At 69.3% G+C, this 23,453-nt stretch carries 24 protein-coding genes; 7 read left to right on the top strand and 17 right to left on the bottom strand.

The genetic code is table 11. The annotated features are described in order from the left end of the window. Positions 1–59 precede the first annotated feature (59 nt). The 17 genes from CF165_RS08855 to CF165_RS08770 form a co-directional block, all read right to left on the bottom strand. Positions 60–446 (bottom strand): hypothetical protein, encoded by a 387-nt coding sequence (locus CF165_RS08855; protein ID WP_093946934.1) that lies wholly within the window; start codon positions 444–446, stop codon positions 60–62. Positions 447–643: 197 nt separating this feature from the next. After that, positions 644–1,105, bottom strand: a complete 462-nt coding sequence (locus CF165_RS08850; RefSeq protein ID WP_158226750.1) for a hypothetical protein — start codon at positions 1,103–1,105, stop codon at positions 644–646. A 164-nt stretch (positions 1,106–1,269) separates the two neighbouring features. After that, the gene (locus CF165_RS08845; RefSeq protein WP_093946932.1) at positions 1,270–1,569 is read right to left on the bottom strand and encodes a hypothetical protein; all 300 of its coding nucleotides are present in this window, start codon (positions 1,567–1,569) and stop codon (positions 1,270–1,272) included. Further along, positions 1,566–2,192, bottom strand: coding sequence for a DUF4314 domain-containing protein (locus CF165_RS08840; protein ID WP_093946931.1), 627 nt, complete (start codon positions 2,190–2,192; stop codon positions 1,566–1,568). The genes CF165_RS08845 and CF165_RS08840 overlap by 4 nt, the downstream gene beginning before the upstream one ends. Further along, positions 2,189–2,596, bottom strand: coding sequence for a hypothetical protein (locus CF165_RS50025; RefSeq protein WP_143268494.1), 408 nt, complete (start codon positions 2,594–2,596; stop codon positions 2,189–2,191). The genes CF165_RS08840 and CF165_RS50025 overlap by 4 nt, the downstream gene beginning before the upstream one ends. Next, positions 2,593–2,952, bottom strand: coding sequence for a hypothetical protein (locus CF165_RS08830; RefSeq protein WP_143268493.1), 360 nt, complete (start codon positions 2,950–2,952; stop codon positions 2,593–2,595). The genes CF165_RS50025 and CF165_RS08830 overlap by 4 nt, the downstream gene beginning before the upstream one ends. 80 nt (positions 2,953–3,032) lie before the next feature. Further along, a complete protein-coding gene (locus tag CF165_RS08825) occupies positions 3,033–3,560 on the bottom strand; it encodes a hypothetical protein (protein ID WP_093946928.1) in 528 nt (175 codons plus the stop codon). A 93-nt stretch (positions 3,561–3,653) separates the two neighbouring features. After that, entirely contained in the window at positions 3,654–4,118 is a 465-nt protein-coding gene (locus CF165_RS08820; protein ID WP_093946927.1) for a hypothetical protein, read from the bottom strand. A gap of 223 nt (positions 4,119–4,341) precedes the next feature. Continuing rightward, positions 4,342–4,764 carry a GNAT family N-acetyltransferase gene (locus tag CF165_RS08810; RefSeq protein ID WP_093946925.1) on the bottom strand — a complete coding sequence of 141 codons (423 nt, stop codon included), beginning with the start codon at positions 4,762–4,764 and terminating at the stop codon, positions 4,342–4,344. Continuing rightward, positions 4,761–5,183 (bottom strand): hypothetical protein, encoded by a 423-nt coding sequence (locus CF165_RS08805; protein WP_093946924.1) that lies wholly within the window; start codon positions 5,181–5,183, stop codon positions 4,761–4,763. Before CF165_RS08805 ends, CF165_RS08810 begins: the two co-directional genes overlap by 4 nt. Then, the gene (locus CF165_RS08800) at positions 5,183–5,584 is read right to left on the bottom strand and encodes a DUF3846 domain-containing protein (RefSeq protein WP_093946923.1); all 402 of its coding nucleotides are present in this window, start codon (positions 5,582–5,584) and stop codon (positions 5,183–5,185) included. The genes CF165_RS08805 and CF165_RS08800 overlap by 1 nt, the downstream gene beginning before the upstream one ends. Next, positions 5,581–5,928, bottom strand: a complete 348-nt coding sequence (locus CF165_RS51105) for a hypothetical protein (protein WP_158226749.1) — start codon at positions 5,926–5,928, stop codon at positions 5,581–5,583. Before CF165_RS51105 ends, CF165_RS08800 begins: the two co-directional genes overlap by 4 nt. A gap of 932 nt (positions 5,929–6,860) precedes the next feature. Then, positions 6,861–7,238, bottom strand: a complete 378-nt coding sequence (locus tag CF165_RS08785) for a hypothetical protein (protein ID WP_093946920.1) — start codon at positions 7,236–7,238, stop codon at positions 6,861–6,863. After that, the gene (locus CF165_RS50020) at positions 7,235–7,684 is read right to left on the bottom strand and encodes a hypothetical protein (RefSeq protein ID WP_143268490.1); all 450 of its coding nucleotides are present in this window, start codon (positions 7,682–7,684) and stop codon (positions 7,235–7,237) included. The genes CF165_RS08785 and CF165_RS50020 overlap by 4 nt, the downstream gene beginning before the upstream one ends. A gap of 26 nt (positions 7,685–7,710) precedes the next feature. Next, positions 7,711–8,460 carry an Lsr2 dimerization domain-containing protein gene (locus tag CF165_RS08780; protein ID WP_093946919.1) on the bottom strand — a complete coding sequence of 250 codons (750 nt, stop codon included), beginning with the start codon at positions 8,458–8,460 and terminating at the stop codon, positions 7,711–7,713. A 7-nt stretch (positions 8,461–8,467) separates the two neighbouring features. After that, positions 8,468–8,878, bottom strand: a complete 411-nt coding sequence (locus CF165_RS08775; protein ID WP_158226748.1) for an Lsr2 family DNA-binding protein — start codon at positions 8,876–8,878, stop codon at positions 8,468–8,470. A 313-nt stretch (positions 8,879–9,191) separates the two neighbouring features. Continuing rightward, positions 9,192–10,739 carry a recombinase family protein gene (locus tag CF165_RS08770; RefSeq protein ID WP_093946917.1) on the bottom strand — a complete coding sequence of 516 codons (1,548 nt, stop codon included), beginning with the start codon at positions 10,737–10,739 and terminating at the stop codon, positions 9,192–9,194. A 22-nt stretch (positions 10,740–10,761) separates the two neighbouring features. Here CF165_RS08770 and CF165_RS08765 point away from each other — a divergent pair, with 22 nt between their 5' ends. The 7 genes from CF165_RS08765 to CF165_RS08735 all read left to right on the top strand — a co-directional run bounded on the left by CF165_RS08765 (position 10,762) and on the right by CF165_RS08735 (position 23,445). After that, positions 10,762–12,702, top strand: a complete 1,941-nt coding sequence (locus tag CF165_RS08765) for an ATP-binding protein (protein ID WP_240521509.1) — start codon at positions 10,762–10,764, stop codon at positions 12,700–12,702. Positions 12,703–12,814: 112 nt separating this feature from the next. Continuing rightward, complete coding sequence (locus tag CF165_RS08760; protein WP_093946916.1) at positions 12,815–13,522, top strand: alpha/beta fold hydrolase; 708 nt, start codon at positions 12,815–12,817, stop codon at positions 13,520–13,522. 462 nt (positions 13,523–13,984) lie between these two features. Next, positions 13,985–14,752 carry a hypothetical protein gene (locus tag CF165_RS08755; RefSeq protein ID WP_143268488.1) on the top strand — a complete coding sequence of 256 codons (768 nt, stop codon included), beginning with the start codon at positions 13,985–13,987 and terminating at the stop codon, positions 14,750–14,752. Between the two features lie 9 nt (positions 14,753–14,761). Then, positions 14,762–17,446: a hypothetical protein gene (locus CF165_RS08750; protein WP_093946914.1), complete on the top strand. Its 2,685-nt coding sequence runs from the start codon at positions 14,762–14,764 to the stop codon at positions 17,444–17,446. Beyond that, entirely contained in the window at positions 17,443–19,548 is a 2,106-nt protein-coding gene (locus CF165_RS08745; protein ID WP_093946913.1) for a WD40 repeat domain-containing protein, read from the top strand. Before CF165_RS08750 ends, CF165_RS08745 begins: the two co-directional genes overlap by 4 nt. Beyond that, positions 19,548–22,967: a hypothetical protein gene (locus CF165_RS51100; RefSeq protein WP_093946912.1), complete on the top strand. Its 3,420-nt coding sequence runs from the start codon at positions 19,548–19,550 to the stop codon at positions 22,965–22,967. The genes CF165_RS08745 and CF165_RS51100 overlap by 1 nt, the downstream gene beginning before the upstream one ends. 106 nt (positions 22,968–23,073) lie before the next feature. Next, on the top strand, positions 23,074–23,445 hold the full coding sequence (locus CF165_RS08735; RefSeq protein ID WP_093946911.1) for a hypothetical protein: 372 nt from the start codon (positions 23,074–23,076) through the stop codon (positions 23,443–23,445). The last annotated feature ends 8 nt before the right edge of the window (positions 23,446–23,453 follow it).

Genomic DNA, 23,453 nt, shown 5'->3' with positions numbered 1-23,453 from the left:
GTGGTGTCTACTCGCAGGTGACAGGCGGCCAAAGCCCTGGTCAGGGGATTGTCGTGGGTCTACCTTGGCGTACCGCCAGGCAGCCCGGACCGCCTGCACGCGAAGGCTGCTAGCCCGCGCACATACCTCTCGGCGTCGTCAGAAAGCGTAGCGAACTCGTGTCCGTTTGGACCGCCGCCCGAGAAGACGACCGTGCCGGTGTACTGCTCGGGTGCTCGCCCCCAGTGGGCCGTGACGACCACGGCGGCGACCAGGTTGGCCGGTGCTGGGGGGAACGCCCGGCGACAGCGGTACATCGTCAGGTCAACGTCGACGTCGATGCGTTCAACGTCGGGCGCGTCACCAACGTGAGCTCGAAGCACATCCGCGAACTCGTCTGGGGTGGACGCGTGTCCGGCGGCTACCGAGCCGTCGGGGTCGATGACCAGGTAACGGATGCCGACCATCGACCAACCTTTCTGGATGCGGGCACTCCCGGTTGACGACGACCCTATCGACTGATGTAACGGTGGAACTGTGCGCTGCGACGCATGGAACGCCGTTCGCATCCCTCCCCCCTCGGCGGACGGCGAGAGCCCCCGGCACTAACGGTGCCGGGGGCTCGTCGAGATGCCGTTTTAGCTGAGCTGGGCTGGGCTGGTCGTCAGGCCGTGCACGCAGCATCCCCCGTTAGGCCGCTCCAGTGGGCGAGGGTTCGGTCCTGGGTGTCCCGGACGGCCACCGATTGGAAGTTCACCGGTGTCCTCGTCGCGGAGCTGCGCAGCGCCTCGCAGGCGGCGACCGCGGCCTGATCCCCCTTGGCCAGCGTGGACCGACCGATGACGGCTTGGCCGTCGAGGTCGACGCTGCTGATCTTCGTGAACCACGGCTGGCTGCTGTGGTCGGTGCGGAAGGTCGCCCGAAGGGCGTCGGTGAGGCTGGGTGCGGCTGTCGTCGGGGCGGCGCTGGTCCGCCCGGGGGTCGAGACTGTCGCCGAGGCGACGGGTGCGGTGGTGCTTGGCGGCGGAGACGGGGTGGATGAAGTGGCCGGAGCCGAGGGCGGCGGGCTCGCCGCTGTATTGTCGTCGGTCTTGCGGGTGTTCGCGCCGATGATGCCCAATGCCACGATCGCCAGGACCACGACGGCCCCGGCGACCCATGGCCAGCGTCGACGACGACGCTTCCCCCTACCTTCGTCGGGCGTTTGGGTAGTCAACGTTCCTCCTGTCCGGTTTGGCCCAGCACGGGGCCTGTGTCCGCGTTGAGCGTGCCCTTCGAGATCTGTGATGGTCAACGCGGCCCGCTGCGCCAGGTCTGTAGATCACGCTTGTGGTCCATCACCAGGTGGACCGAGATGAGATCGGCGAGGTAGACCCGCCGGCAGAACGTGCATGACGCGGCCGTCCGGAACTCGCTCGGCGGTCGTGGGGTGGCTCGGCCACGCCAGCGGGCGTCCCGTTCGGCTCGAACCCGGGCTGCCAGGTTGTCCAGCGCGGCCGCCAGGTCCCGCAGCTGGTCGTCCGGCAGCTCGGTCACCCCGTCCTCGAGGGCGGTCACATTGGCCGCCGGGCTGATCACGGCGGCCGTCACCTCGGCCCGCTAGTGCGCGTGTGCCGCGGGCCGGTGACCTGGGCGGCTTGTGGCAGCCGGTAGAAGCGTTCGCTGACGTCCGCCCTGCGGCGGCTGTCGCGGTTCAGCCAGAACCCGTGACGGCCGAGCCAGTGCCTGAGCGGGGTGACCTTGACTCTCCGCCGCTCGGACTCGGGTGGTGAGGTGTTGGCGGAGAGGATCAGCCCGTGGACGTCTGCCAGCTCGGTGACCAGCCGCATGACCAGCTCGGCGATTCCCTTCCCTCGCTGCTCGCGGTGGACCTGGATCAAGCCGAGAACCAGGTGGCCGCCGCTGCAGGACAGATGGAGGTCCTGAAGCTCCGGCACGGCGCGGCGCACCCTGCTGACGAACTCGTCGACGTCCACGCCGGTGACTTCGTACGGGTCGCGGTCCACCAGCAGCATCAGCGCCCTGCCGTTGTCCCAACGCATTGACAACTGACCGCCGTTTCCCCCGATGACCGTGCCCTCCGTGCCAATCGGGAGCGGGTCCGGCTCGTTCGGCATCGGCCCGGTCACGCGTACACGGGTGCCGTAGGGCAGGGGGCATTCGCGCATGATTTTGCGCAGGAACGCCCGAGATTCATTTTCCATCGTGGTCACTGCCTATCTGCGGATGCGCTGTCGTGTTGGTGTCCGAACGAAATCGACCATTGCTCTTCGTTGACTTTGACTTTCAAGCCGTCGTCGAAGGCGAACCGCACACGGTGGACACCGTCCCCGTGGAGGTGGGTGAGCAGGACGTTCAGCTCGTCACCATCGACGACGACCATGCGGGCCATCGGGTCGAGTTCGAGGTCGAGCCCTCGCCGGACCAGCTTGCGGATTGCCGCCGCCCGTCTGGTGTTGTGGTCTAGGGCGTAGGTTTCGACCTCGGCCTTGAGGTCGTCGCCTAGTTCCTGACGGATCTCGCCGCCAATTGAAGGGCGTCCCTTGCCGCGCCCCTGGTGATCCGCGTCGTCGTGTCCCTCTGGCAGCGACGATCCAAGATGGACGCGGGCGCTCATACGTCGAGCCCGCGAGCCGCGAGCCGCCTTACCGTCTCGCGTAGTGCGTCCACGTGCACATCGAACGCCTGGTCCACGACGTCCCAGGAGTACTCGGGTCGCTTGAGGTAGCCGACCTCGCTCACGTACAGGTCAGCAGCGTTCAACTTGACGATGATCTTGCGGACCTTGCTGCTCCTGGTGGGACCGAAGGCGAACATCAATCCGTCTTCCATGCCAACGAAGTTGCGTGCCCCGATCTCCGCTAGGAGCGTCCCGCCGATCTGCCGGCGGATCAGATCTGCGTCGGCATCCGAGTACCGCTCTTCACCGATCGACTGTCGCCTGCTGCTCATCTTGCCGGTCCCTTCGGTCATGTCCGGGCCATATCTGTCCTGTATGGACACCGCGCGCTCACCTGCGAACGAGGTGAGCGGCGGAGTCCGCGCAGAACGGGTCAGATCACCTGGTGCAGTTGCCCGTGTTCGTCGTAGTTGAAGACGTGCTCCTCCTTGAACGGTGCCGCGAAGAACACCGGGTAGCCCATGACGTCGAGCAACTTGAAGTCATGCGTGATGCCGAGGACCCAGGTCGTCGGACGGCGTTCATCCCAGAACTGGGGGACATCTCGGCGGCGTGCGTAGCTGCTTTCACGTGGCACCCTTCGGGGCTGGGCTTGCGCGATGTGTGGGCACACCAAGAGTGCGTAACGGGCACACTTCTCATGCATGGGGGGAAATCCGAATGAGTGGAGCTGGGCGCTCTGGAGGCTGCCGACGAAGGCGACCCAGTGGTCCAGCTCTTCGCCGCACGCGCCACAGAGTCCACTTTCGGCCGCCTCGATGATGCGGTCGTTGTTGACAGTGGTGAAGTCCGCGCGCGCGACCCCCTTCGGCTCGTCGTACTCGTTCGCCCACGGAATCGGCAGGGGGCCGTTCCGATGCACCGGTCGTCGCGCGAGCGCGGGTGGCATGTCGATCTGCATGTTTGTCGTACCTTTCGTCCCTGTCCGGGTCGTCCACCGTCCACCGTGGACACCGCACGCCCGGCTCCCGGGTCGGGGAACCGGGCGACGGAATCAACGCTGAGCCTCCGCCAGTTGCACGCGGACTTCGCGCAGGGAAAGCCCCCTCTGCTTCTGGAAGAAGTCCCAGCCGTTCCGGTTGGGCTTGATGCCGGGATTGACGGTCTTGACGATCTCCGTCGCGGCACCGCTTGGGCTTCGGAACCGCTTCCCTGCGCAGGGACCGGATGTGATCTCGATGTTGTTGCTGGGCCAGTGGAAGTTCGCCTCGATGAATTTGCCGAGATACCGGGCAAACACCGGGACGACGACGTTGGATGTGCCGGGCGGCAACGGGTCGTACGGTGCTCTCGAAGACGAACCCAGCTCGACGGCTGCTTCGCCCCCGGAAGGCGCATGGGAGCGGAGCTGGTCCAGAAGCCTTGCTAGGGCGTCGTTATTGGACAGCTGCCATGCGTTGGCCAGCAGGCGAACCTGATGGTAAACGTCGTCAGACACAGTGATCTCCCGCATCACCACAGCCTCTCTCCTTCGCCGGTGTCGGCCATGTCATGCGCGTCGATTCGTGCGACGCTGACCGACTTCCTTCGCGTGGGGCCGAAAAGTCGGTCCACGGCGCAGCTGAGATGGGCGGCGCAGGCGTGCAGGCCATCGGACCCGTCCTTGAAGTAGAAGACGACGTACTCCGCAGCCTGGGTGCACGAGGTCGCCGTGTCGCCGTCTGGGTCAGCGATCGAGCACATCACTGGAGGTCCTCCGGCAGAACTACCTCACGCCGCAGGAGTGCTTCGGCGAACGCGGCGCCGGACGGGGTGAACCGCTGTCGGTAAATCTGCACCCGCCAACGAGTCATCGCCTCCTTAAGCAAATGAGTACCGATCCCGCGTCGTTGCCGGTCGGGTCGCACTCGGATGCTCACCGCCCCGGCCCGCTCGTGAGGTGGAAGGTCCTGGGGGTAGTGGTTCAGAATGCCGACCAAGACCCCGTCGACGTCGCGCATCAGGAGACAGTCCACATAGGCTCCCGACCCGAACGATTCCGAGACGTCACCACGGAAGTAGCTGATTCCAGGCGGACCCGACTGCGGATACTGTGCTGCCTGGGATGGCCACGAAAACACCACCATTTCGCGGATCATGCGAGCGAGGCCGCCTTCACCGGTCACTGGTGACCACCGTCCAATGCGACGAAGCCCATGTGCCAGGTCGAGCGACAGGTCTGTTCCTGGTCTGTGTGAGTGCACTCCATCTCGTCGAGGCTGATCTGCCAGGTGCCGGCATCCTCGTCAAGACTGAAGACTGGCCGCCCTTCCAGCTCGGCGACGTGCAGCTCGCACCAGAAGCTGTACGCGCCATCATGGGCAGGAGCGATGTTGTCCGCGAACGACCGGAACAGGTCCGCGAACGCCTGCCGGGGGACCGCGCGGAACTCGAACCGATGTGCGTTCGTGTCCGTGGTGTCCTCGAAGCTGCCGCGAACCGTGCATCGGCCGTCGCCGCGACCGGTAACCGACCCGGAAAGTGACAGACCGCCGACCTCGAACGCGTACAGCTCGGCGTGCACCACGTTGGACTGCTCGGCCATCAGAAGTCCCCCTCACGGAAGTTGCGGACGGAGAGGTTGCCGCGCTTAATCCGGAACATCACGTGCCGGAGGAAGATCGCTGCCTCGTCCGGGAGGCTCGTGTCGTCCCCGGCGCGATCCGGGGCACCTAGGAACACGGCTGTCCCGTAGTACCGCTGGTGGACGTCACCGTTGAAGGCGAACACGAGCGCCGTGGCGTAGTCGTTCGCCATCGGCAGGCGGGCGTCCACATCCACCCACATCGTGGCGCGGCGGCCGTCCGGCCCAAGGCGCACAGCTTCGGCGGTGTCGCAGTTGATCGTGGCATGCAGCGCGTCCAGGAAGTCCATCGTGGACGCGGGCAGGTACTTCTCCTCGATCTCGCCGTCCGGGGTGACAACGAGGGCCTGCAAGTCGGTCACTGCTCGACCTCCTCGGCCTGCCACGCCCAGCCGAACCCCAGGGCGTACAAACCCTTGTCGTCTGGCTGGACCACTTCGGACGGCTCGAACGGCCGATCGGCGGTGAAGAGCAGGACGTAGCCCTCGGGCGTCCACTCGCAGATCGGGGATTCGTCGCTACGGTCGGCGAGCCGATTGGTCCAGGCAACGACCTCTTCGGCGACTTCGCGCGTGAAGCGAGGTTCGACGTACTTGCCGTTCATTTCCCCGAGACATGCTTCGAAACGTGGATCGAGACTCGATCCAGATATCTCGATGTACACTTTTTTGCGCGCGCCAATGACGGCGTTCTGATTGGAAGTCATTGCTTTGTCCGGGTCCTGTTCTGTCTTGTATGGGTTACAGAGATTCCCTTGTAGTTCCCATCTCGGGAGGGTTGCCGCGCGATCGCCGCCGACCCGGCCGCATGGAGAGTGGCCGGGTGAGGCAGGTCATGCGAGCAAGGCCGCCGAGGCGGGAACGGAGAGGGCTGTCCGGGTCCTCGCGCCCCAGAGGTTTGGGGTGCCAAGCAATCCTAGGTGGCCGGTGCGAAGGCGGACAATAACGGTGACCCGAAACTCTCAAGATCCAGGTGGCCTGCTGGTGGACCCCCGAACGCAGGACAGCCCCCGGCGCGAACGCCGGGGGCTGTCTGTCGGTAACCCATACATATGACCCGGACAGGTACATTGAACGGACCGACGTAGGCCACTCTAGCGTGTTCTCGGCCCGATGCGAACACCGCCTCCAGGTGAACCTCTAAGTAAGCACCCGCTCAACTACCTGCTGGCGTTCGATCTCACGGAAAGAATTGTCCTCCTGATCGCCGGATAATTTTGGTAAGTAAATGGCGTTAACGGAAGCTCGGCGAGTCGCCACCTGCTCGACCCGCCGAGCTCCGTCGGGGATTACGAGTAACGACCGAGATCTTCCTTATCCAACCTGTCCGGGTCAGGGTTGAGATCCCGGCCGATGCCCCTCCGACACTCGTGATCCCCTTTCACCCCGCCGTAGTCGGGAAAGCGGGGTGGTCCTTATCGGCCCTTGCCGTGCCGCAGCACCTCGTCGACAACCGCGTCGAAGATCAGCGCTGGGACCAATGACAAGCACGCGTATCCAGGCGCTCCCCACCACCATGCGCTCGTCGACGCAGCGGCGGTCACGGACCCGACGCCGACCAACAGAAGCGCGGTCGCGCAGAACAAACGCATGTGCCAGGGCCGCCGGTCGCCGTCATCCACATGGGGTTCGGGCTCGCTCATGGCATGCCGTTCGGCCGGCAGACGCAGCAGGAGGCTTCCCGGGCGCTGGTCGGGTCGTAGGTCAACGTCCCGCAGCTCGGGCACCTCCAGCCTGCCAGCTTCGCGCCAAGGTGGATTACCGCGCCTGTGGGCATGTCGTCCACCTCGACGCTGTCGAGATGCGCGGCGGGCACGCGCTCGCCGGTCTCCGGCCTGGCCGACCAGATCACCTCGCCGCTGTCCGCAACGCCCTCGAACCGGCAGCGACACGGGACCGATCGCCCATCGTCCAGCAGGAGCCGGACTCCGCGCGGCTTGCGGAGCCGGACCAGCAGGAGCACGTACGTCCGCGCCCACATCTGCCATGGGCTGTCCAGAAGGGTGCTGTTGCTCACGCGGCGACGGCCTTCCGGCCTGGTCGACGCCGTCCGGCCCGTGTGGACGTTGCCCTCGCACGTCCGTGTGTGCTTGGCGACGCGGCCGTTGCAGCCTGCTCCTCCAACGCCTGCCGGTCAGTGACTTCCGCGACGTAGCTGCGGGAGATGCGGACGCCCTTCGCGACATACCCGGCCGGATACTGGCTGCGTGCGTTCAGCCTTACGTAGCTGACGACTCGGCCGCGCCGGAGCACGATGTGATAGCGCTTCCTGATGGCGTAGCCGCAGCGAGTGCAGGTGAACCGCCTCTCGTGTGTCGCTTCTGGATCGTTGTACGCCTCAAGGAGAGGCACCTCGTCTTCGTGCGGCATGTTGTGCCGTTTCCGGCAGGCGGCGAACTCCGGATTGCTGCGCACGTAGTCGTCCGGGTCGGTGATCTCATCGGTTTCGTCGTTGGCTGACATGGTGTCCAATCGGGATGTGCAGGTGCTCAATTCCGGCGGCGGGGCTTCCGGCTCCGCGCGCTAGCCGGGGCGGGGACCGGCTGCTGTTCAAGGCGTTCCCACGACGGATCGTCCATCGCGAGCCACACCTCATCTACCCATCGTTCGTACGCTTCGCGAGGGATGCGGCCGCGTTCGCCAAGGTCGGGCCAGCCGTTGTTCCGCGCCCAGTTCCGGACTGTCCGGCGCGCGAGGTTGAACGCCCGGGTAGTAGCCCTGCTGATCGGCCGGGGCGGGTCCAGCTCCCACTGCTGCCCCTTCACCGGCACCGGGACGATTGTCTCCAGCGGCTCACGTCCGCGGCCTGGCGCCGACGACTCGGGAGGTTCCTCGTCGTTGTTCCCGCTAACACGCTTTGCCGCCTTGATCCACCGCGACACAGCGAGGTCGAACTGCTCAGCTTCGTCGGGCGGAAGCCAACGGGTGTAGCTCCTCTGGCCGACGGCGAACGTCCGCTCTTTCAGACCGGTCGTCCACTCGCGAAAGGCGGCGTCGAACCGCTCAGCTTCGTCGGGCCGAAGCCAACGGGTGTAGCTCTTCCGGCCGATGGCGAATGTCCGCTTCTTCAGGCCGGTTGTCCACTCGCGGAAGTCGGCGTCGAACTGGTCGGCGTTGCTGTCGCACAGGTCGATCGCAAAGCGCCTGGTCCCGACATCAAACGTGCGGCTGGTGGTTGCCTCCTGGGACCCGTCGAGGTCGTCCACGATGGTGATGATGGTCTGGATCTTCTGGGCCATAGTCCGGCTACCTCCTACGCCCGCGCGCCGCGCTGCCCCGGTGCTGTGTGATCTCAACCACGTTCTCGCCGTCTCCGTTCTCGACGGCGGCCCGGTTCACCGCATCGGCGACCGTGCCGGAAACGGCGCGGTCCTCGTCGTACTGCCGGCGGATCTCGCTGGAAATGCGACCGCGAGCGCTCACCGGCAACCCTCGGAGCCGTGCCCATTCCCGAACCGTCGCGGCGTCGTCCTCCTCCCCGAGGGGATGGCTCTGCCGCCTCACTTCTTCGCTGGTGCACGTACGACGATGGACGCTCAATACCCGATGGACGTCGCGTTCGCCACCATCGGCGTCGAGATCCACCTGATACAGCGTCGCGCGCCTACCCTCCGTAACAGTCCTATCGCTCACCCATTCCTCGTCGTCGACGACCACGATCAGCGCAACATGGCCCATCTGAGGTAACACTTCCTGTCCGGGTCGATCGCCGGATACACCCCCTCTAGTGCATCCAGCCCCCTTTCGGGGGTACGTCCGGATTCAACAGCTACTTATTTCACGCTGCAACCGAGATGCAGGAGTGAGCCCGAACGGCGTATAAAACAGATGCTTGAAAACGGAGAGTGACCAACGGAGGGGCCTGGGAGTTCCTGGCCCCTCCGCGCGCGATCGAGCCGGAGATACTTCGAACGGACTAGTGAGAGTGCCCGTCATCACGAAGTTGATCTATACCCGTTCGGCGGCATGGCTACGCAGCAGCCAAGTCCATCTCTCCCGCCTCGCGGAACCGGATAGCGACGTCCCTCGGGTTGAACCGAACCCCGCGACGGGTCGGCTTGACCGTGACTTCCATGAGCGTGTCGAGGATGAAGCGCCGACTGCTCAGCTGCTGCGCCTCCCATGCCGGGACGACATCGTCGACTCCGAGCAACGACGTCAACGGTGATTCGACGACACACGCTGACAACATGCGGTCGATCTCAGCAAGCCGCGCCTGACCGGCCTTGCTTCCGCTGAGCAGTTGTGCGCGGTCGATGATGCCGAGAGCGCGGTCCTGGGCGAGGCCATCGAGGTTGACGCGGATGCTGGCAGCCTCGAACCGCAGTGCTTCGGTGTCCACTTCGGTTTCTGTCGCCTGATAGATGAAACCCTCGACAAACCGGGGCTCCTGCCGAATGCGGTTGAGCAGGACGGCCTGAACGTAGGTGTCGAGCGCAGCGGCGTTGCGGGACAGATGCGCCTCGGCACGGCAGATGTACCGCGGCGCACGAGAACCGGGGTTCACCTGGCACGCCGTTCCGTCGTCGTGGATACCGCACAAGTACAGTCCCGACCCAAGCCACTTCGGAGCGGCGCCGACACCTGGCTCGAGTAGGTTCCGGCCAGGATCAGTCAGCACCCGCACGACCGCCTCGTGCGTGGCCATCGCGAGGATGGGCTGGCCGGGCAACCTGCCGACCGCCTGGCCCTTGTAGATCGAGATACCCGCGTTGCGAGGGCGAATCAAGATGCTGCGAAGCAACTCGGCGGACCAGGGAACCCCGCTGACGGTCGGGACGTCGCCGCGTTCCAGTTCGGCCGCAAGCGCGCGCAAGCTCCAGAGCTTCCTCGTCTTCTGGTTGAACTGGACGACGCGCTTCGCGCAGTGGCGGATCACGCCGACCTCGGCCGGGATGTGGGTGACGCCGTCGCTCTCGAAGCCGAAGGGGCGGCGACCTCCGTGCCAGATGCCGGCCCGTGCCTGGCGTTCCCGCGCTCCCGTCACCCGTCGGCTCTTGTCGCGGCTCTCCATGTTCTTGACCGCCACCATCGTGCGGGCCAAGGTGATTTCGGCATCGGTGCCGCCGTCGGTGATAGTCAACGACCCCGACAGCGACCGCGCGTTGACCTTGAACTCCTCGGCGATGTCGATGAAGTCCTCAAGGTCGCGCGGATCCCGCAGTACGCGATCCAGGTCCTCGGCGAGCACCGCGTGGGCGCGTCCAGAGCGCAGGTGGTCCAGCATCTCCCGGAACCCTGGGCGTACCACGCGGAGTACGACAGAGCCATCCGGAAGAGTGACTTTTCGCCGCTTGAAGGCCGAAGCATTCCGCGCCTTCCCGTTCTTGCGATCGATGTCGTTTTCGATGATGACCTTGAACACGGTCCAGCCGAGACGCTCCGCCAGCTCGCGGACCTTCTCCTCTCGGCTGCTGAACGTCGCGCCGTCGCCGTTCTCGTTCAGGTCGTCATCGCGGAGATCCGACAACCGCAGGTAGATGATGGCATTCTTTGGGTCAATGACTGTCCGGGTCATACCCGGGACAGTCACAAAACACGTGTGTCATAAACAAGTTTTCGGCAAGACGACGCTGGCCATCCACGCCGCGCACCGGCTCGCCGGGCACTACCGCGACGCCCAGCTGTTCATCGACCTGCACGGGCACACCTCCGGCCAGGCACCGACCAGCCCGGCGGTGGCGTTGGACACCCTGCTGCGCGCCCTCGGCGTGGCCGCGGACCGGATCCCCCACGAACCGGACGCCCGCGCGGCGCTCTGGCGCGCGGAGCTCGCCGGCCGCTCGATACTCGTCGTGCTGGACAACGCCGCGGACGCCGCGCAGGTCCGGCCGCTGCTGCCGGGCAGCCCGGGGACGCTGCTGCTGATCACCAGCCGACGGCGCCTGGTCGGCCTGGACGCGGTCCACACCCTCTCCCTGGACGTGCTGCCGGAGGCCACCGCGGCCGCGTTGTTCAGCGGCATCGTGGCCGACGACCGGCCCGCCGCCGAAGCCGACGCCGTCCGCGATGTCATCGCGTTGTGCGGGCACCTGCCGCTGGCCATCCGGATCGCGGCGGCGCGGCTGCGCACCCGGCCCGCGTGGACTGTGGCCCACCTGGCCGACCGGCTGCGCCAGGCGGGCCGGCCGCTGGCCGAGCTCTCCGCAGGCGACCGCAACGTCGCCGCGGCGTTCGCGCTGTCCTACCGGCACCTGGACGCGGCGCAGCAGCGCATGTTCCGCCTGCTCGGCCTGAACCCGGGCCCGGACATCGACGTCCCCGCCGCCGCGGCGCTGGCCGCCGTGGCTCCGGGGGAAGCCGAGCGGCTGCTGGAAAGCCTCGTCGACGACCACCTGCTGCAGCAGCCGGCGACCGGCCGGTTCCGCTTCCACGACCTGGTCCGCCAGCACGCGCAGGCCACCGCACTGGCCGGCGAGCCGGAACCCGCCCGGACCGCGGCGCTGCGCCGCCTGGTCGGCTTCCACCTGCACACCGGCCACCGCGGCAGCCGCCTGCTCGACCAGCAGCACCCGCCGATCGACGTCGGCGAGCCGCCGCCGGGCTGCGTCCCGGCCCCGCTGCCCGACGACACGGCCGCGATGACCTGGTTCGACCGCAACCACCAGTGCGTGCTCGCGGCGCGGCAGGCCGCCGAGGACGCCGGCTGGGACACGTGGGTGTGGCAGCTGGCCTGGACGCTCGACAACTTCCACTACCGCCGCGGTTACCTCCAGGCCAACATCACGTCGTGGCTGGCCGGGCTGGCCGCCGCCGAGCGCCTCGGGGACGTGGCCGTGCAGGCCCGCGCGCACCGCCGCCTCGGCCTCGTCTACGGCCCGTTCGGGCTGCCGGCCGAGGCGTTGCCCCACCTGAACCGTTCGCTGGCGCTGGCCGGAGAAATCGGCGACACGCTGGGCCAGGCGGGAGTCCACTTCGTGCTGGCGCTGCACTGGACGAACGAGAAGGACGACGAGCGGGCCCTGGAGCACGCCATCAGCGCGCAGGAGCTGTACGGCGTCCTCGAAGACGGCAAGTGGGAAGCGCGCGCGTTCAGCCTGATCGGCGCGTGCCTGAGCCGGCTGGGACGCCACGCCGAGGCGCGGAGCCACGCCGAATCGGGGCTGGCCCGGTGCCGCGAGCGCGGCGACGTCTACGGCCAGGCCGACGCATTGGACAGCCTCGCCGCGATCGCCCGCGAAACCGGCCACCACGGCGAGGCGCTGGAGCAGTCGAGGCGCGCTCTTTCCCTGTGGCGCCACCTGGACAACACCTACCGCCAGGCGGCCACGCTCGCCGCCATGGGCGACGCCAACCAGGCGCTGGGCCACCCGGACCAGGCGCTCGGGGCGTGGTACCAGGCCATCGGCCTGTACCGGGCGGGCAACCTGCACCCGGCCGCCGACGAAATCGAGAAACGCGCGGCGAACCTGAGCCGGACCACCGAGACGCGAGCTCCGGCGGCGGGGTCCGGCGATCCGGCCGCCCGCACCGGGGCATGACGTCACCGCGAGCCCTCCGGCGCCGTCGCGACGCCGTTCCCAGCTGAGCTGAATTCAGTTAGTCTCCGTCGGGTCGGCTTTCCGCACCGCCGCCGTCGCGAAGGAGACTCGGATGTCGTTCGTGCTGATCCACGGCGCTGCCTTCGGCGCCACCTGCTGGGACCGGCTGATCCCGCTGCTCGACGGCGACACCCTGGCGGTGGACCTGCCCGGCCGCGGACGCCGGGGCGACGTCGACGTCGAGACGGTCACCCTGGACGACTGCGGCAAGGCCGTCGCGGCCGACATCCTCGAGCACGACCTGACCGACATCGTGCTGGTCGGCCACTCGTTCGGTGGCGTCACCATCCCGCGCGTGATGGCACTGCTGTCCGACCGGATCCGGCACGTCGTCCTGTTGTCCGCCGTGGTGCCCGACGACCGGACACGGGTGCTCGACCAGATCGACCCGGACGTCCGGACCGCCGTCGAAGCGGGCATCGCCGGCGGCGTCTACTCGATCGGCGCCGAGGCAGCACGGGTGATGCTGTGCAACGACGCCGACGAAGACCAGACCGAGTTCATCCTCGGCGGCCTGGTCGACGACGCGGCAGCACTGCTCGCCGAACCAGTGGACCTGGCGGGGTATGAACTCCCCATCCCCCGGACCTACGTCCACCTGGCCGACGACCAGTGCTACCCGCCCGAGTTGCAAGCCCGCTCGAGTGAACGCGTCGGCGCCGACATCGTCACGCTCGACGCCGGCCACATGGCATTGGTGACCATTCCCGGCGAGGTCGCCGCCATCTTGAACGACCTGCACGGCGCCGGTCCGTCCTAGGTGAACACGAACTGAAGTCGGTTTGCTCACCTCCGACCCGGTGCCAGAGGCACCCCGAGGAGCTAGTGCGTTTTTGGACCACAAACTGCCCAGGAACGGCACTGGTAACCAATCTGGAGGTTCGCACGCCAAAGTGCTGTTGCCGTGAGCGAACTCGACGCGTTGACAGGACGGTCCCGAGCGTTCGCATTTCCTGCGGATTCGAGCGGAGTTGCCGATGTGAGTGCCCGGAGCGGACGTACCGGGGCAGGCCGACGCGGTCCAGGTGACTTTCGGCGAAGAACACGGCTTTGTCGCCGCCGTCGAACGCCTTGCTCCCTCTTCCATCAGGATCGTCCACCTCGATCGGGTGATCCGCCGGAAAGCCCGCCGCCGCCCGTAACGGGCTCGCTCGTGGTCGCGACTCACATCGAGGGCTCGAGCCGACGGCGGGTCGGGCGGTGCGTCATCGGGGAGGTGGCGATGGGCATGCAGCCGGGGTGGCGCTGGTGCGCGCGGTGCTCCTCACTCGCCTACAGCGGATTCGGCGACGGCATCTGCGTCCACGACTCCGCGCACGACTTCGGCGGCAGTGGCGAGTACTTCGTGTCCATGGTGGACGTTCCGGAAGGTAGCCAGCCCGGCTGGCGATGGTGCAACCGGTGCCAGTGCCTCTGCTACAGCGGATTCGGCGACGGCGACTGGTGCGCGGCCGGCGGTCCGCACAATTTCGAAGGCAGCGGCCCATACAGCGTCCCCCTGGGCGCGATCCCGCCGTCCTCACAGGACGGTTGGCGTTGGTGTTGCACGTGCCTGTGCCTGGTGTACGGCGAATCCGGCGGCACGTGCCCGAGCGGCGGCGCGCACGACTTCAGCCGCAGCGGCGCCTACAGCGTGGCCACCGCGATGCCTCCGCCGGAACTCCGGCCGAGTATCACGGTCGACCGGAACAGCGGGATGTTGCGGGTCGACGGGGAGGGCTTCACCCCGAACGCGCGGGTCAACATCCGCTACTACAACGACCACAAGAACCTCGACCTGCCCACGACCGCCAACGAGATCGGCCGGATCGCGCACAACACCGGCTACCGGCGCGCCGAGGGCAGCTGCACCGTCTTCGCCCGCGACGAGACCACCGGCCGCACGGCCATCGGGTCGGCCGGCACCTGGGTGCCGGACAACTTCCCTTACGACCCGGTACCGATCGACCAGGGCACCGCGTTCGGCGAACCCGACCCGCGGTACGAGTAGGGCGACGCGATGGCCGACTTCCTGATCGTGCGCGGCACCGACCACGTCGTGCTGGGGGTGCGCTGGACCGGCCTGACCGTGGTCGCCGGTCCGGACGGACCAGCGTTGCGCGCCGACGCCGCGGACGCCCGCCTGGTCCTCACTTTCCCGCCGCAGCACGTCGGCGAGGAGATCTCCACACCCGGCATCCCGGCCCCGGAGTACCGGCCCGACGGGCAGGTCGTCGGCGAACTCCCGCACACGGTGCCGGTGTGGCGGGCGCGACTGTCGGGTCCGAGCACGATCGCCGTCCACGTGGTGGCGGAGACGCTGATCCCCCTGACCGTCACGGGTCTCCTCTCCGCCGCGGCCGGGCGTCCGCTGCTGACCTCGCCCAGCGCGGGGCCGGACGACACCGTGCTGGAACTGCCATGGCGGCTGCGGTCCGTTCCCGACGTCGAGGTGCGCGCCGTCCACGCCGGCGACCCGCAAACCGTCCAGGACGTCTCCGGGCTGTGGCGCACCCGGCTGCTGGCCGGGGACGCCGGGCCCCGGCTGCTGCCGATCGACCCGGTCTTCGCCCAGTTCGAGGACCCGTTCCACCTGCCGATCGGCGAGGCGCAACGGGCCATGATCGTCGGCAACGGCGCGGCGCCCACCTCCCGGCTGGAGCTCAGCGCGCTGGGCGCGACCACGGCGATCAATGCGACCTGGCCGAACCTCGACTGGGAACAGCGGGTCGTGCTCGGCCGCGACATGAAGGTCCGGCTGGTGGCCCGCGGCGTGCTGTACCCGCTGGGCCACCGCGCCGAGTACGTCGAGTACACCGAGCGGGTCGTCGACCCCGACCTCGACGGCGCCGCGGTCCTGCGCCAGGTCCGCGCCCTCACCATCACCGAGCCACTGCGGCAACCGCCGTCCGACCCGACGCTGCGACGGTGGTTTCCGTTCGACGACGTCGTGATCACCCGCCGGGTGTTCACCGGCTTGACGATCCCCGCATGGCTGCCCGACGAGGCCACCCCGCGGTACTTCCGGCCGGTGATCGGCGTGGATCCGGTGCGCTTCCCGATCGAGTGCCACACCGCGCTTGGGCCGGTCCTGACCCAGGTGCCGCTGCTGTTCGTCTCCGGCGACGTCCTCGCCGACCCCGGCCTGGCCGAGGAACTCGCGCTGGTCTACGGCCGGCAGTCGGCTGCCCTGCCGGGAGTCGCGGTGGACCTGGTCCGCGCCGCCCAGCCCGCCGAGGGCGACGTCCACGAGGTGCACGCGCTGGCACTGACCGGGACACGAGACGCCGACACCTTCCGGCCCGTCCTCGCCGGGGTCGAGGTCGCCCTCCCCGCCCTGCGGTCGCTGACCGGCGACACCGCGCAGCGCACGGTCGCTTTCACCCAGCAGTACCTCGACACCGGCACCGCCACCGACGTGGTGTTCAAGGTCGAGGGCCCGGCGATCCGCCTGGGCTTCGCCGACCGCGCCGACAAGTCCGGCGCGCTGGTGACACCGAACTTCGCCGCCGACGCGCTGTCACGGCTGCACGGCCCGGTGAACCTCTCCGCCCTGCCGGCGCCCGCGACCGGGCTGATCAACCCGGCCGCGCTGTTCGGCTCGGACGCGACCGTGCTCGGGTTCCCGCTCAGCGACCTGCTGACCGAGTTGCGGGTGCCGCCACAGGTCACGTCGCTGCTGGCACCGGGGCGCCCGCCGACGGTGCGCATGCTGTGGCAGAACGTCAAGCTGCGTTCGATCGGCCCCTTCGTGGCCAACCCGCGCTCTCAGGTGGACCTCAGCGTCGAGCTCCGTCCGGACGGCGGGGTCACCACGTGCGTGGTGCGCGACTTCGCCCTCGTGTTCCCACCGGGCCCGACCGCCCTGCTGCGGCTGGACTTCGGGTCGATCACCTACACCCAGCGCACCGGCGAGCAGCCGGACCTGGCCGTGCGAGGCCTGGACGCGACGTTCCTCGGCACGCTGCAGCTGCTGGAGGAACTGCAGAACGCCGTCGACCTCGGCGCGGCGGGCCAGCTGCTCGACGTCACGCCGAGCGGGATCACGGTGCGGTACGCAGTTCCGGTGCCCGCGGTCAGCGCGGGCGCGTTCGTGCTGCGGAACATCGTGCTGCGGGTCGCGGTCGAGGTGCCGTTCGACGATAGGCCGGTGTCGGTGTCGGTGTCGTTCGCCGAACGGCGCACCCCCTTCGCGCTCAGCGTCCTCATGTTCGGCGGCGGCGGGTACATCGAGATCGCGTTCGACCGCGACGGGCTGAAGCGGCTGGAGGCGGCGCTGGAGTTCGGCGCCATCGTGGCGATCGACTTCCTGGTGGCCTCCGGCGAGGTGCACGCGCTGGGCGGGGTCCGCTTCGCCCTGGAGCCCGACCGGTCGGTCACGCTGACCGGCTACCTGCGCGTCGGCGGCTGCGTCGAGGTGCTCGGCCTGGTGTCCGTGTCGATCGAGATGCGCATCGAGCTGGCGTACCAGTCCGCGCGCAAGGCGCTGGTCGGGCGGGCGAGCATCGTCGTCGAGATCGACCTGACGCTGTGGTCGGACAGCGTGGAGATCGACAGCGGCGAATGGGTGCTGGCCGGAGGGTCCACCCAGGAGCGTCCGGTCGGCCTGGTCGCAGGGCCGCGGGCGGAGGCCGACGCGGACCTGGAGCGGTGGCAGTCCTATCGCGCAGCGTTCGCGCACGACTCCCGAGGCGGTAACCCGTGATCGATCGCGCCCCAGCCAAGCAGTTCGGCCTGCCCGCGCCACCGTGGCGGGTGCGTTGGCTCGACGGCGCCACGGCCGTCGTCGGCACCGATATCGGCCCGGACCCCGAGCACCCCCAGGGCCAGGTCCACCTGCTCGACGTGCAGAAGGGCACCACGCTCTGGGCCTCCGAACCGGGACCGTGGCAGGTGCTCGACATGGCGCTGTCCGCCGACGGTGTGCTGGTGGCCGTCGCCGAGTTCGCCGACCGCGGCGACACACTGGCCACCCGCACCCGGGTGCTGCGAGCACGCACCGGCCAGCAGGTCTGGCCGCGGCCCGCAGACGAGCAGGAACAGACCTTCTACAGCAAGCGGTACTTCCCACGCTCGGTGGCCTTCACCCCGGACGGGCGGTTCCTGTGGTCATCGGGGCCGGTGGTCATCGAGGGTGGGGAACCCGTCAGCCGGGTCTGGCGGCTGGACCTCGGCTCGTTCCGCCGCGAGGACGTGCTCGAGCAGGACCGCGACGTCCTCGACCTCGCGGTCAGCCCGAACGGCGCGTTCGTGGCGATCGCGTGCGGTGACGGGTTGCTCGTCGTCGACGCAGACGGCGGCGAGCTGTTCAACCAGGAGCAGCCGTACCGCGTGTCGGCGGTGGTGGTGGACCCCGGCTCGACGTTCATCGCCGCGGGCTGCGACGACGGCGCCGTCCGGCTGGTCACCGCGGACAACAAGCCGGGGCCGCTGATCAGGACACCGCAGGATCAGCCGGTGACCGCGGTCGCGTTCAGCCCGGACGGCACCGCGGTCGCGGTGGTCGTCGAGGACGGGGTCGGGGTGTACCAGGTCGCCGACGGCCGCGCGCGGTTCCCACTGGCCCACGTGCCGGAGTCCTCCACCGCGGTATTCAGCCCGGACCTGCGGCTGCTCGCGGTCAACCAAACCATGGACGACCCGTCGAACGCGGGACTCGTGGTCCTGGACGCACGCACGGGAATCCCGATCTGGCAGCACGTCACCGAGGACCGGGTGGTGGACCTGGTGTTCAGTCTCGACGGCGGGCAAGTGCTCGCCGGCGGCGCCACAGCCGGCTTGACGGGGTACGTGCACGTGTACGACACCGGCTCGATCCGGGCGACCCGCACGCTGGGCGGCGCGGTCACCTCGGTCGTGGCCGGCACCAACCCCCGCGAGCCGCTGGTCGGGGTCGCCGACACCGAGCGGTTCCTGCTGACCTTCCCCGCCGACACGAAGACCGACGAGGTGCGCCTGCGCCGCCGGCACCCGGGTCTTGTCACGGCGATCGCGTTCAGCGCCGACAACCAGGACACGATCACCGGCTGCGTCGACGGTGGGGTCCGGTTGTTCCGCGGCTCGGCGCTGGAGGCGTGGCTGGTGCAGTGCGGCGGACCGATCACGGAGGTCGCGTGCGCAGGCGAGTGGGTCGCGGCCGGCGGTTCGGACCGGAAGGTTCACCTGCTGCGCCGCGCCACCGGCGAGGTTCTCTGGGAGCGGCAGCTCCAGGGCGCGGTCACCGCGCTCGCTTTCGCCCCGGACGCGACCCGGCTCGCCGCCGGTTGCGCCGACCACAGCACCCGGATCCTCGATTCGGCGACCGGCGCCGAGACGCACAGCGTCACCCAGGCCGGCAAGGTCGTCGCGGTCGCGTTCACCCCCGACGGGACGGGGGTGGCCAGCGGAAACGAAGACGGCACCGCGGTCGTGCTCGACCCGGCCACTGGCGAGGTGCGGCTGCGGCTCGGCCACACCAACGCGATCACGGCGGTGGCCGTGAGCCCGGACAGCAGGCTCCTGGCCACCGGAAGTACCGACAAGACCGTCCACCTGACTTCGCTGGCAGCACCCGCGATCCCGCCCACGCCGGTGACCGAGGTGGACTTCCCGGCACCGGTCACCGCGCTCGCGTTCAGCTCGGCCGGCCCGCTGGCAGTGGTCACCGAGGACGCCGTGGTCACCGTGCTCGATCCGGCGACCGCGGCCCCGGTCTTCCGGCTCATCCACCCCGATCGGGTGCGCGGGGTCGCGTTCACCGGCGACGGCGCACTGCTCGTGACCGGCTGCGACGACAAAGTGGCTCGCATCGTCGAAGTGGGGCGCTGATGAGCGAACTGCTGTGGGTGGCGGTCCCGAGCGGCCTCGACGGCGCCAGCGCGCTGATCCGCGTGCTGGTCGTGCCGCGGCTGCAGGGCAGTTCGCTGGCGGAGTTCGGGCTCCAGGAGTGGCCGAGCCTCCTCGAGGGGCTGACCTTCGAGCTGCGCACCGACACCAGCGCGGGCATCGCGCTGGCGCCGGATCACCCGGAGCTGCGGCCCGCGGCGCGCCTCGACGTGTGGCAGGCGTTCTTCGGCGGCCAAGGCGGGCTGATCAACGACTGGGCGAGCCGCGACTACGCCCCGCCCGCAGTCGACCGCACCCACGACGACGCCCAGCGGATCAGCCACACCTATCGCGACACCGTGACCCGGATGGCGCGAACGCCCCAGGACACGCCGGGGATCGTCGACCAGGCGCTGGCCCCGTGGCAGGGCGGGCAGCCCACCCCGCCGCCACCGCCGGCCCCGCCGATCCCCACACCGGTGGTGCCCGACTTCCACCGCACGGTGGCCATGCTGCGCGAGCACCCAGCGGTCCTTCGGGAGCTGGGGCTCGTGTTCGAGCTCGCGGTGTCCCGGCGCAACCTCGAGGTCGGCGATCCCCGCAGGTCCAGGCACCTGAGCATCCGGTGCACCGATCCCGTCCTGGACCTGCTCGTGCGGGCGCCGTGGACGGCGTACCTCCTCGACGACGAGCACTTTCTGCCCGCCTCGGCGCCCGATGCGGCGACCGCGATCCGCCGCGGCGTGGTCGACCTGGCGGGCGCGGACGTCGTCAGTCCCCAGGCCGAACCCGACGACAGCCCGCCACCGTGGGCGGTGTGCACGTTCGAGGTCGACGGCGCGGTCGGCCGGCTGCGCGACGCGGCCAACAGCACCGCGGACGAGCGGCCCGCTATCCTGCCGCACCTGCGCTCGGCGGGGCTGCAGCTGGTCCGGCCCGGGCGTGCCGCGGACTACGCCGCCCGCGCGGACGCCGCGCGCACCAACGCCACGGCCGATTCGATGGACGACGCCCGGCTCACCGCGGAGGACCTCGTGCTCGGCTTCCGCCTCGACGTCAAGTCCGGTGACGGCTCGTGGCGCTCGCTGACCCACCGGCTGGCCACCTACACCGTGAACGGGACGCCGATCGGCTCGGCGCGGGCACCGGAGGAAGGCCACGTCAAGCCCTTCGCCGCGGTCCGTGGCGCCGACGCCGAGCTACGGGCCGACGAGGTGGTGACCAGGTGGAGCGGCTGGAGCCATACCGTGTCGCCGACGAACCTTCTCGACGACACGCCGGGCCCGCGGCGGGAGCCGGCCGTGCCGCTGCCCTACGACTTCGGCTGGCGGTTCGACCTGTCCGACGTGGCCCCGTTGCCCACCCTGCGGTTCGGCACTCGCTACCAGCTTCGGGTGCGGGTCGCCGACGCCACCGGCGGCGGCCTGCCGGTAGGCGCGGAGACGGACAGCACCCAGTGCAGCGAGGTCGTGCGCTACACCCGGCACGAACCGGTACCGCCGCCGCGGATCGCCGCCGAGGCCGGCACCTTCCCGCCCGGCGCGGCCGTGACGACCCTGGTGATCCGCAGCGATCACGACCAGAGCGCCGAGGACCTGCACCACGCCACCCCGGCCTACCCGGCCGCCGAGCGGCGGTCGGTGCACCCTCCGCCGGTGACCTTCGGGGTCGCGGAGCAGCACGGCGTGTTCGACCCGCCCGCGGGCGACGAGCAGACCTGGGCCTGGGCCCAACGCGCGCTGCGCGACGACGACCCGGGTGGCCCGCAGCCCGACCCGGCGACCGGCGGGGTGAACGCGGTGCTGCGCCTGGACAGCACCGGCGAAGAGCACGACGGACGCAAGGAGTGGAGTCCCCCGTGGCCGGACCCGCGACCCAAGCGGATCGATCTGGCCGAGTCGACCGATCCGGACACCCCTGTCGCCCTGCTGTGGAGTGGTGACGGCGAGGTGCTCCTGGTCCGCCTCGGCAAGGGCGAGGCGGCCACCGTCGAACTGTCGTCGACCATCCACGACAGGTACTCCGGCCACTTCAGCGTCCTGGACTGGCTCGCCGAGGCCGCGGTCGACGTGACGGACTCGCTCAACGGGCGTCACCCGCAGCTCACCCCGCCACAGGTCCTGCGGCTGGTGCACGCGGTGCGGCGGCCGGTCGCGGAACCGCAGTGGGTGCTGCGCCCCGGTGCCGTGAACCGAGAACCGGACGACACCACCGCCACGATCCAGGTCGCCTTCGCCGGCGGCGGCCTGCACTCGCCCAGCACCGGACGGCTCGACATCGGTGCCTGCTGGACGGAGTGGACGGACGCGGGTGACCACCCGGCCGCGGTCGACCGGGTCCACAGTGAACCGATCGCCGCGGGGCCGCCCGGCCGGCCGCCCGCGTTCACCTTCCGCCACGAGTTCGGCGACACCAAGCACCGCACCCTCACCTACCGCCTCACCGCGATCAGCCGGTACCGCCAGTGCTTCGACGCGGCGGAACCGGACTCGGCCTTCCGGGTCGCGAAGGAGCAGCGGGCCGTCTCCATCCCGTCGTCGGCCCGGCCGACCCCGCCCACGGTGCTCGCCGTCAATCCGGCGTTCGCGTGGCAGACCGAGACGACCGCGGACCAAATCGTGCGGATGCGGCGAGGCAGGAGGGTCCGCGTCGAGCTGTCTCCACCGTGGTACGAGACCGGAGAGGGCGAACGGCTCGCCGTGATCACCGCAGCGGACTACACCGACACGGTGACCCAGCTCGGCCGCGACCCGTTGTGGGGAACTCCCGCCCCGGAGCGGTTCCCGGCCGCCGAGTGGTTCGCGGGCGCGGACGAAGAGAAACCGCTGAAGAACCTGCCCGGGCCGGACCGGCAGGTCCGCGTGGCCGCCTATACCCCGGTCAGGGCAGGCGACCGGTGGTACGCCGACGTCGAACTCAGCCGCACCGGGCAGGTCGAGTCCTACGCACCGTTCGTCGAGTTGGTCGTGGCCCGCTACCAGCCGCAGAGCCTGCGGGATCTGGAGCTGTCCACCGCGGTCGTCACCGACAAGGTCCCGGTCCTGCCCGACCGCTCCCTGCTCGTGCGCCGGGCGGAGGGTGGCGTGGAAGTCACGCTCAGCGGCGTCATGCCGAGCCCGGCCAACCGCGTCGAGGCCGTCATCGAGGTCGCCGACGGCCTGACGGATCTCATCTCCGTCGGCGGGGATGACGACGGGGTGCCCGCCTGGCGCACCGTCACGGGTCCGGTGTTCGGCGAAGGAAACGTTCCCCTGCCGGTGCTGCCGGTGCTGCCGCTGCCCGCCGCCGGCGCGGTCCGGCTCCGGGTGCGCGAGGTGGAACTCGTGGACGGTGTAGGCGACAGCCCGGCGCCGCGCGAGCTGCAGGAGCGTTCCGTCTTCATCGACACCGTCCCGATCCCGCCGATCTGGGGAGGAGGCTGACGCGGGCCTCGAGATGACCGAGTTCCGACCGGATACCCCGGTCACCGCACCGACTCCGACAGACAGAACACGACGCCGGTCACCCGGCGAAGTCCAGGGAGGCGCTATGCCGCTGCAGTCACCGCTCTTCGTGGACGACGCGCGCCTCAACGCGTGCCTCGTCCAGGACAGCGCCCACGTCACCCAAGGGTCGTCCGGCCCTCATGTCGCCAAGATCCAGCTCGCCTTGCTGATGATCGACGGGCTCGCGATCGACCCCGCCGAGATTGACGCCGAGAGCTACGGAGCTTCGACCGCCTCCGCGGTACTCGCATTCAAGACGGCTCGCAGCATCCTCGGGCCCGGGCAGGTCACCCCCGATGACATCGTGGGGAAGCGGACCGTGGCGGCGCTCGACGCCGAACTGCTGACGAAACAGTCAGCCCTCGATGGGATCCCGCAGGACTACTGCGGGAACGAGAACGAAGCCATCGCCTGAGTGCGGCG

It is taken from the genome of Amycolatopsis vastitatis, from assembly GCF_002234595.1.
Taxonomy (GTDB): domain Bacteria; phylum Actinomycetota; class Actinomycetes; order Mycobacteriales; family Pseudonocardiaceae; genus Amycolatopsis; species Amycolatopsis vastitatis.
This window is presented reverse-complemented; position numbering and strand designations above follow the sequence as displayed.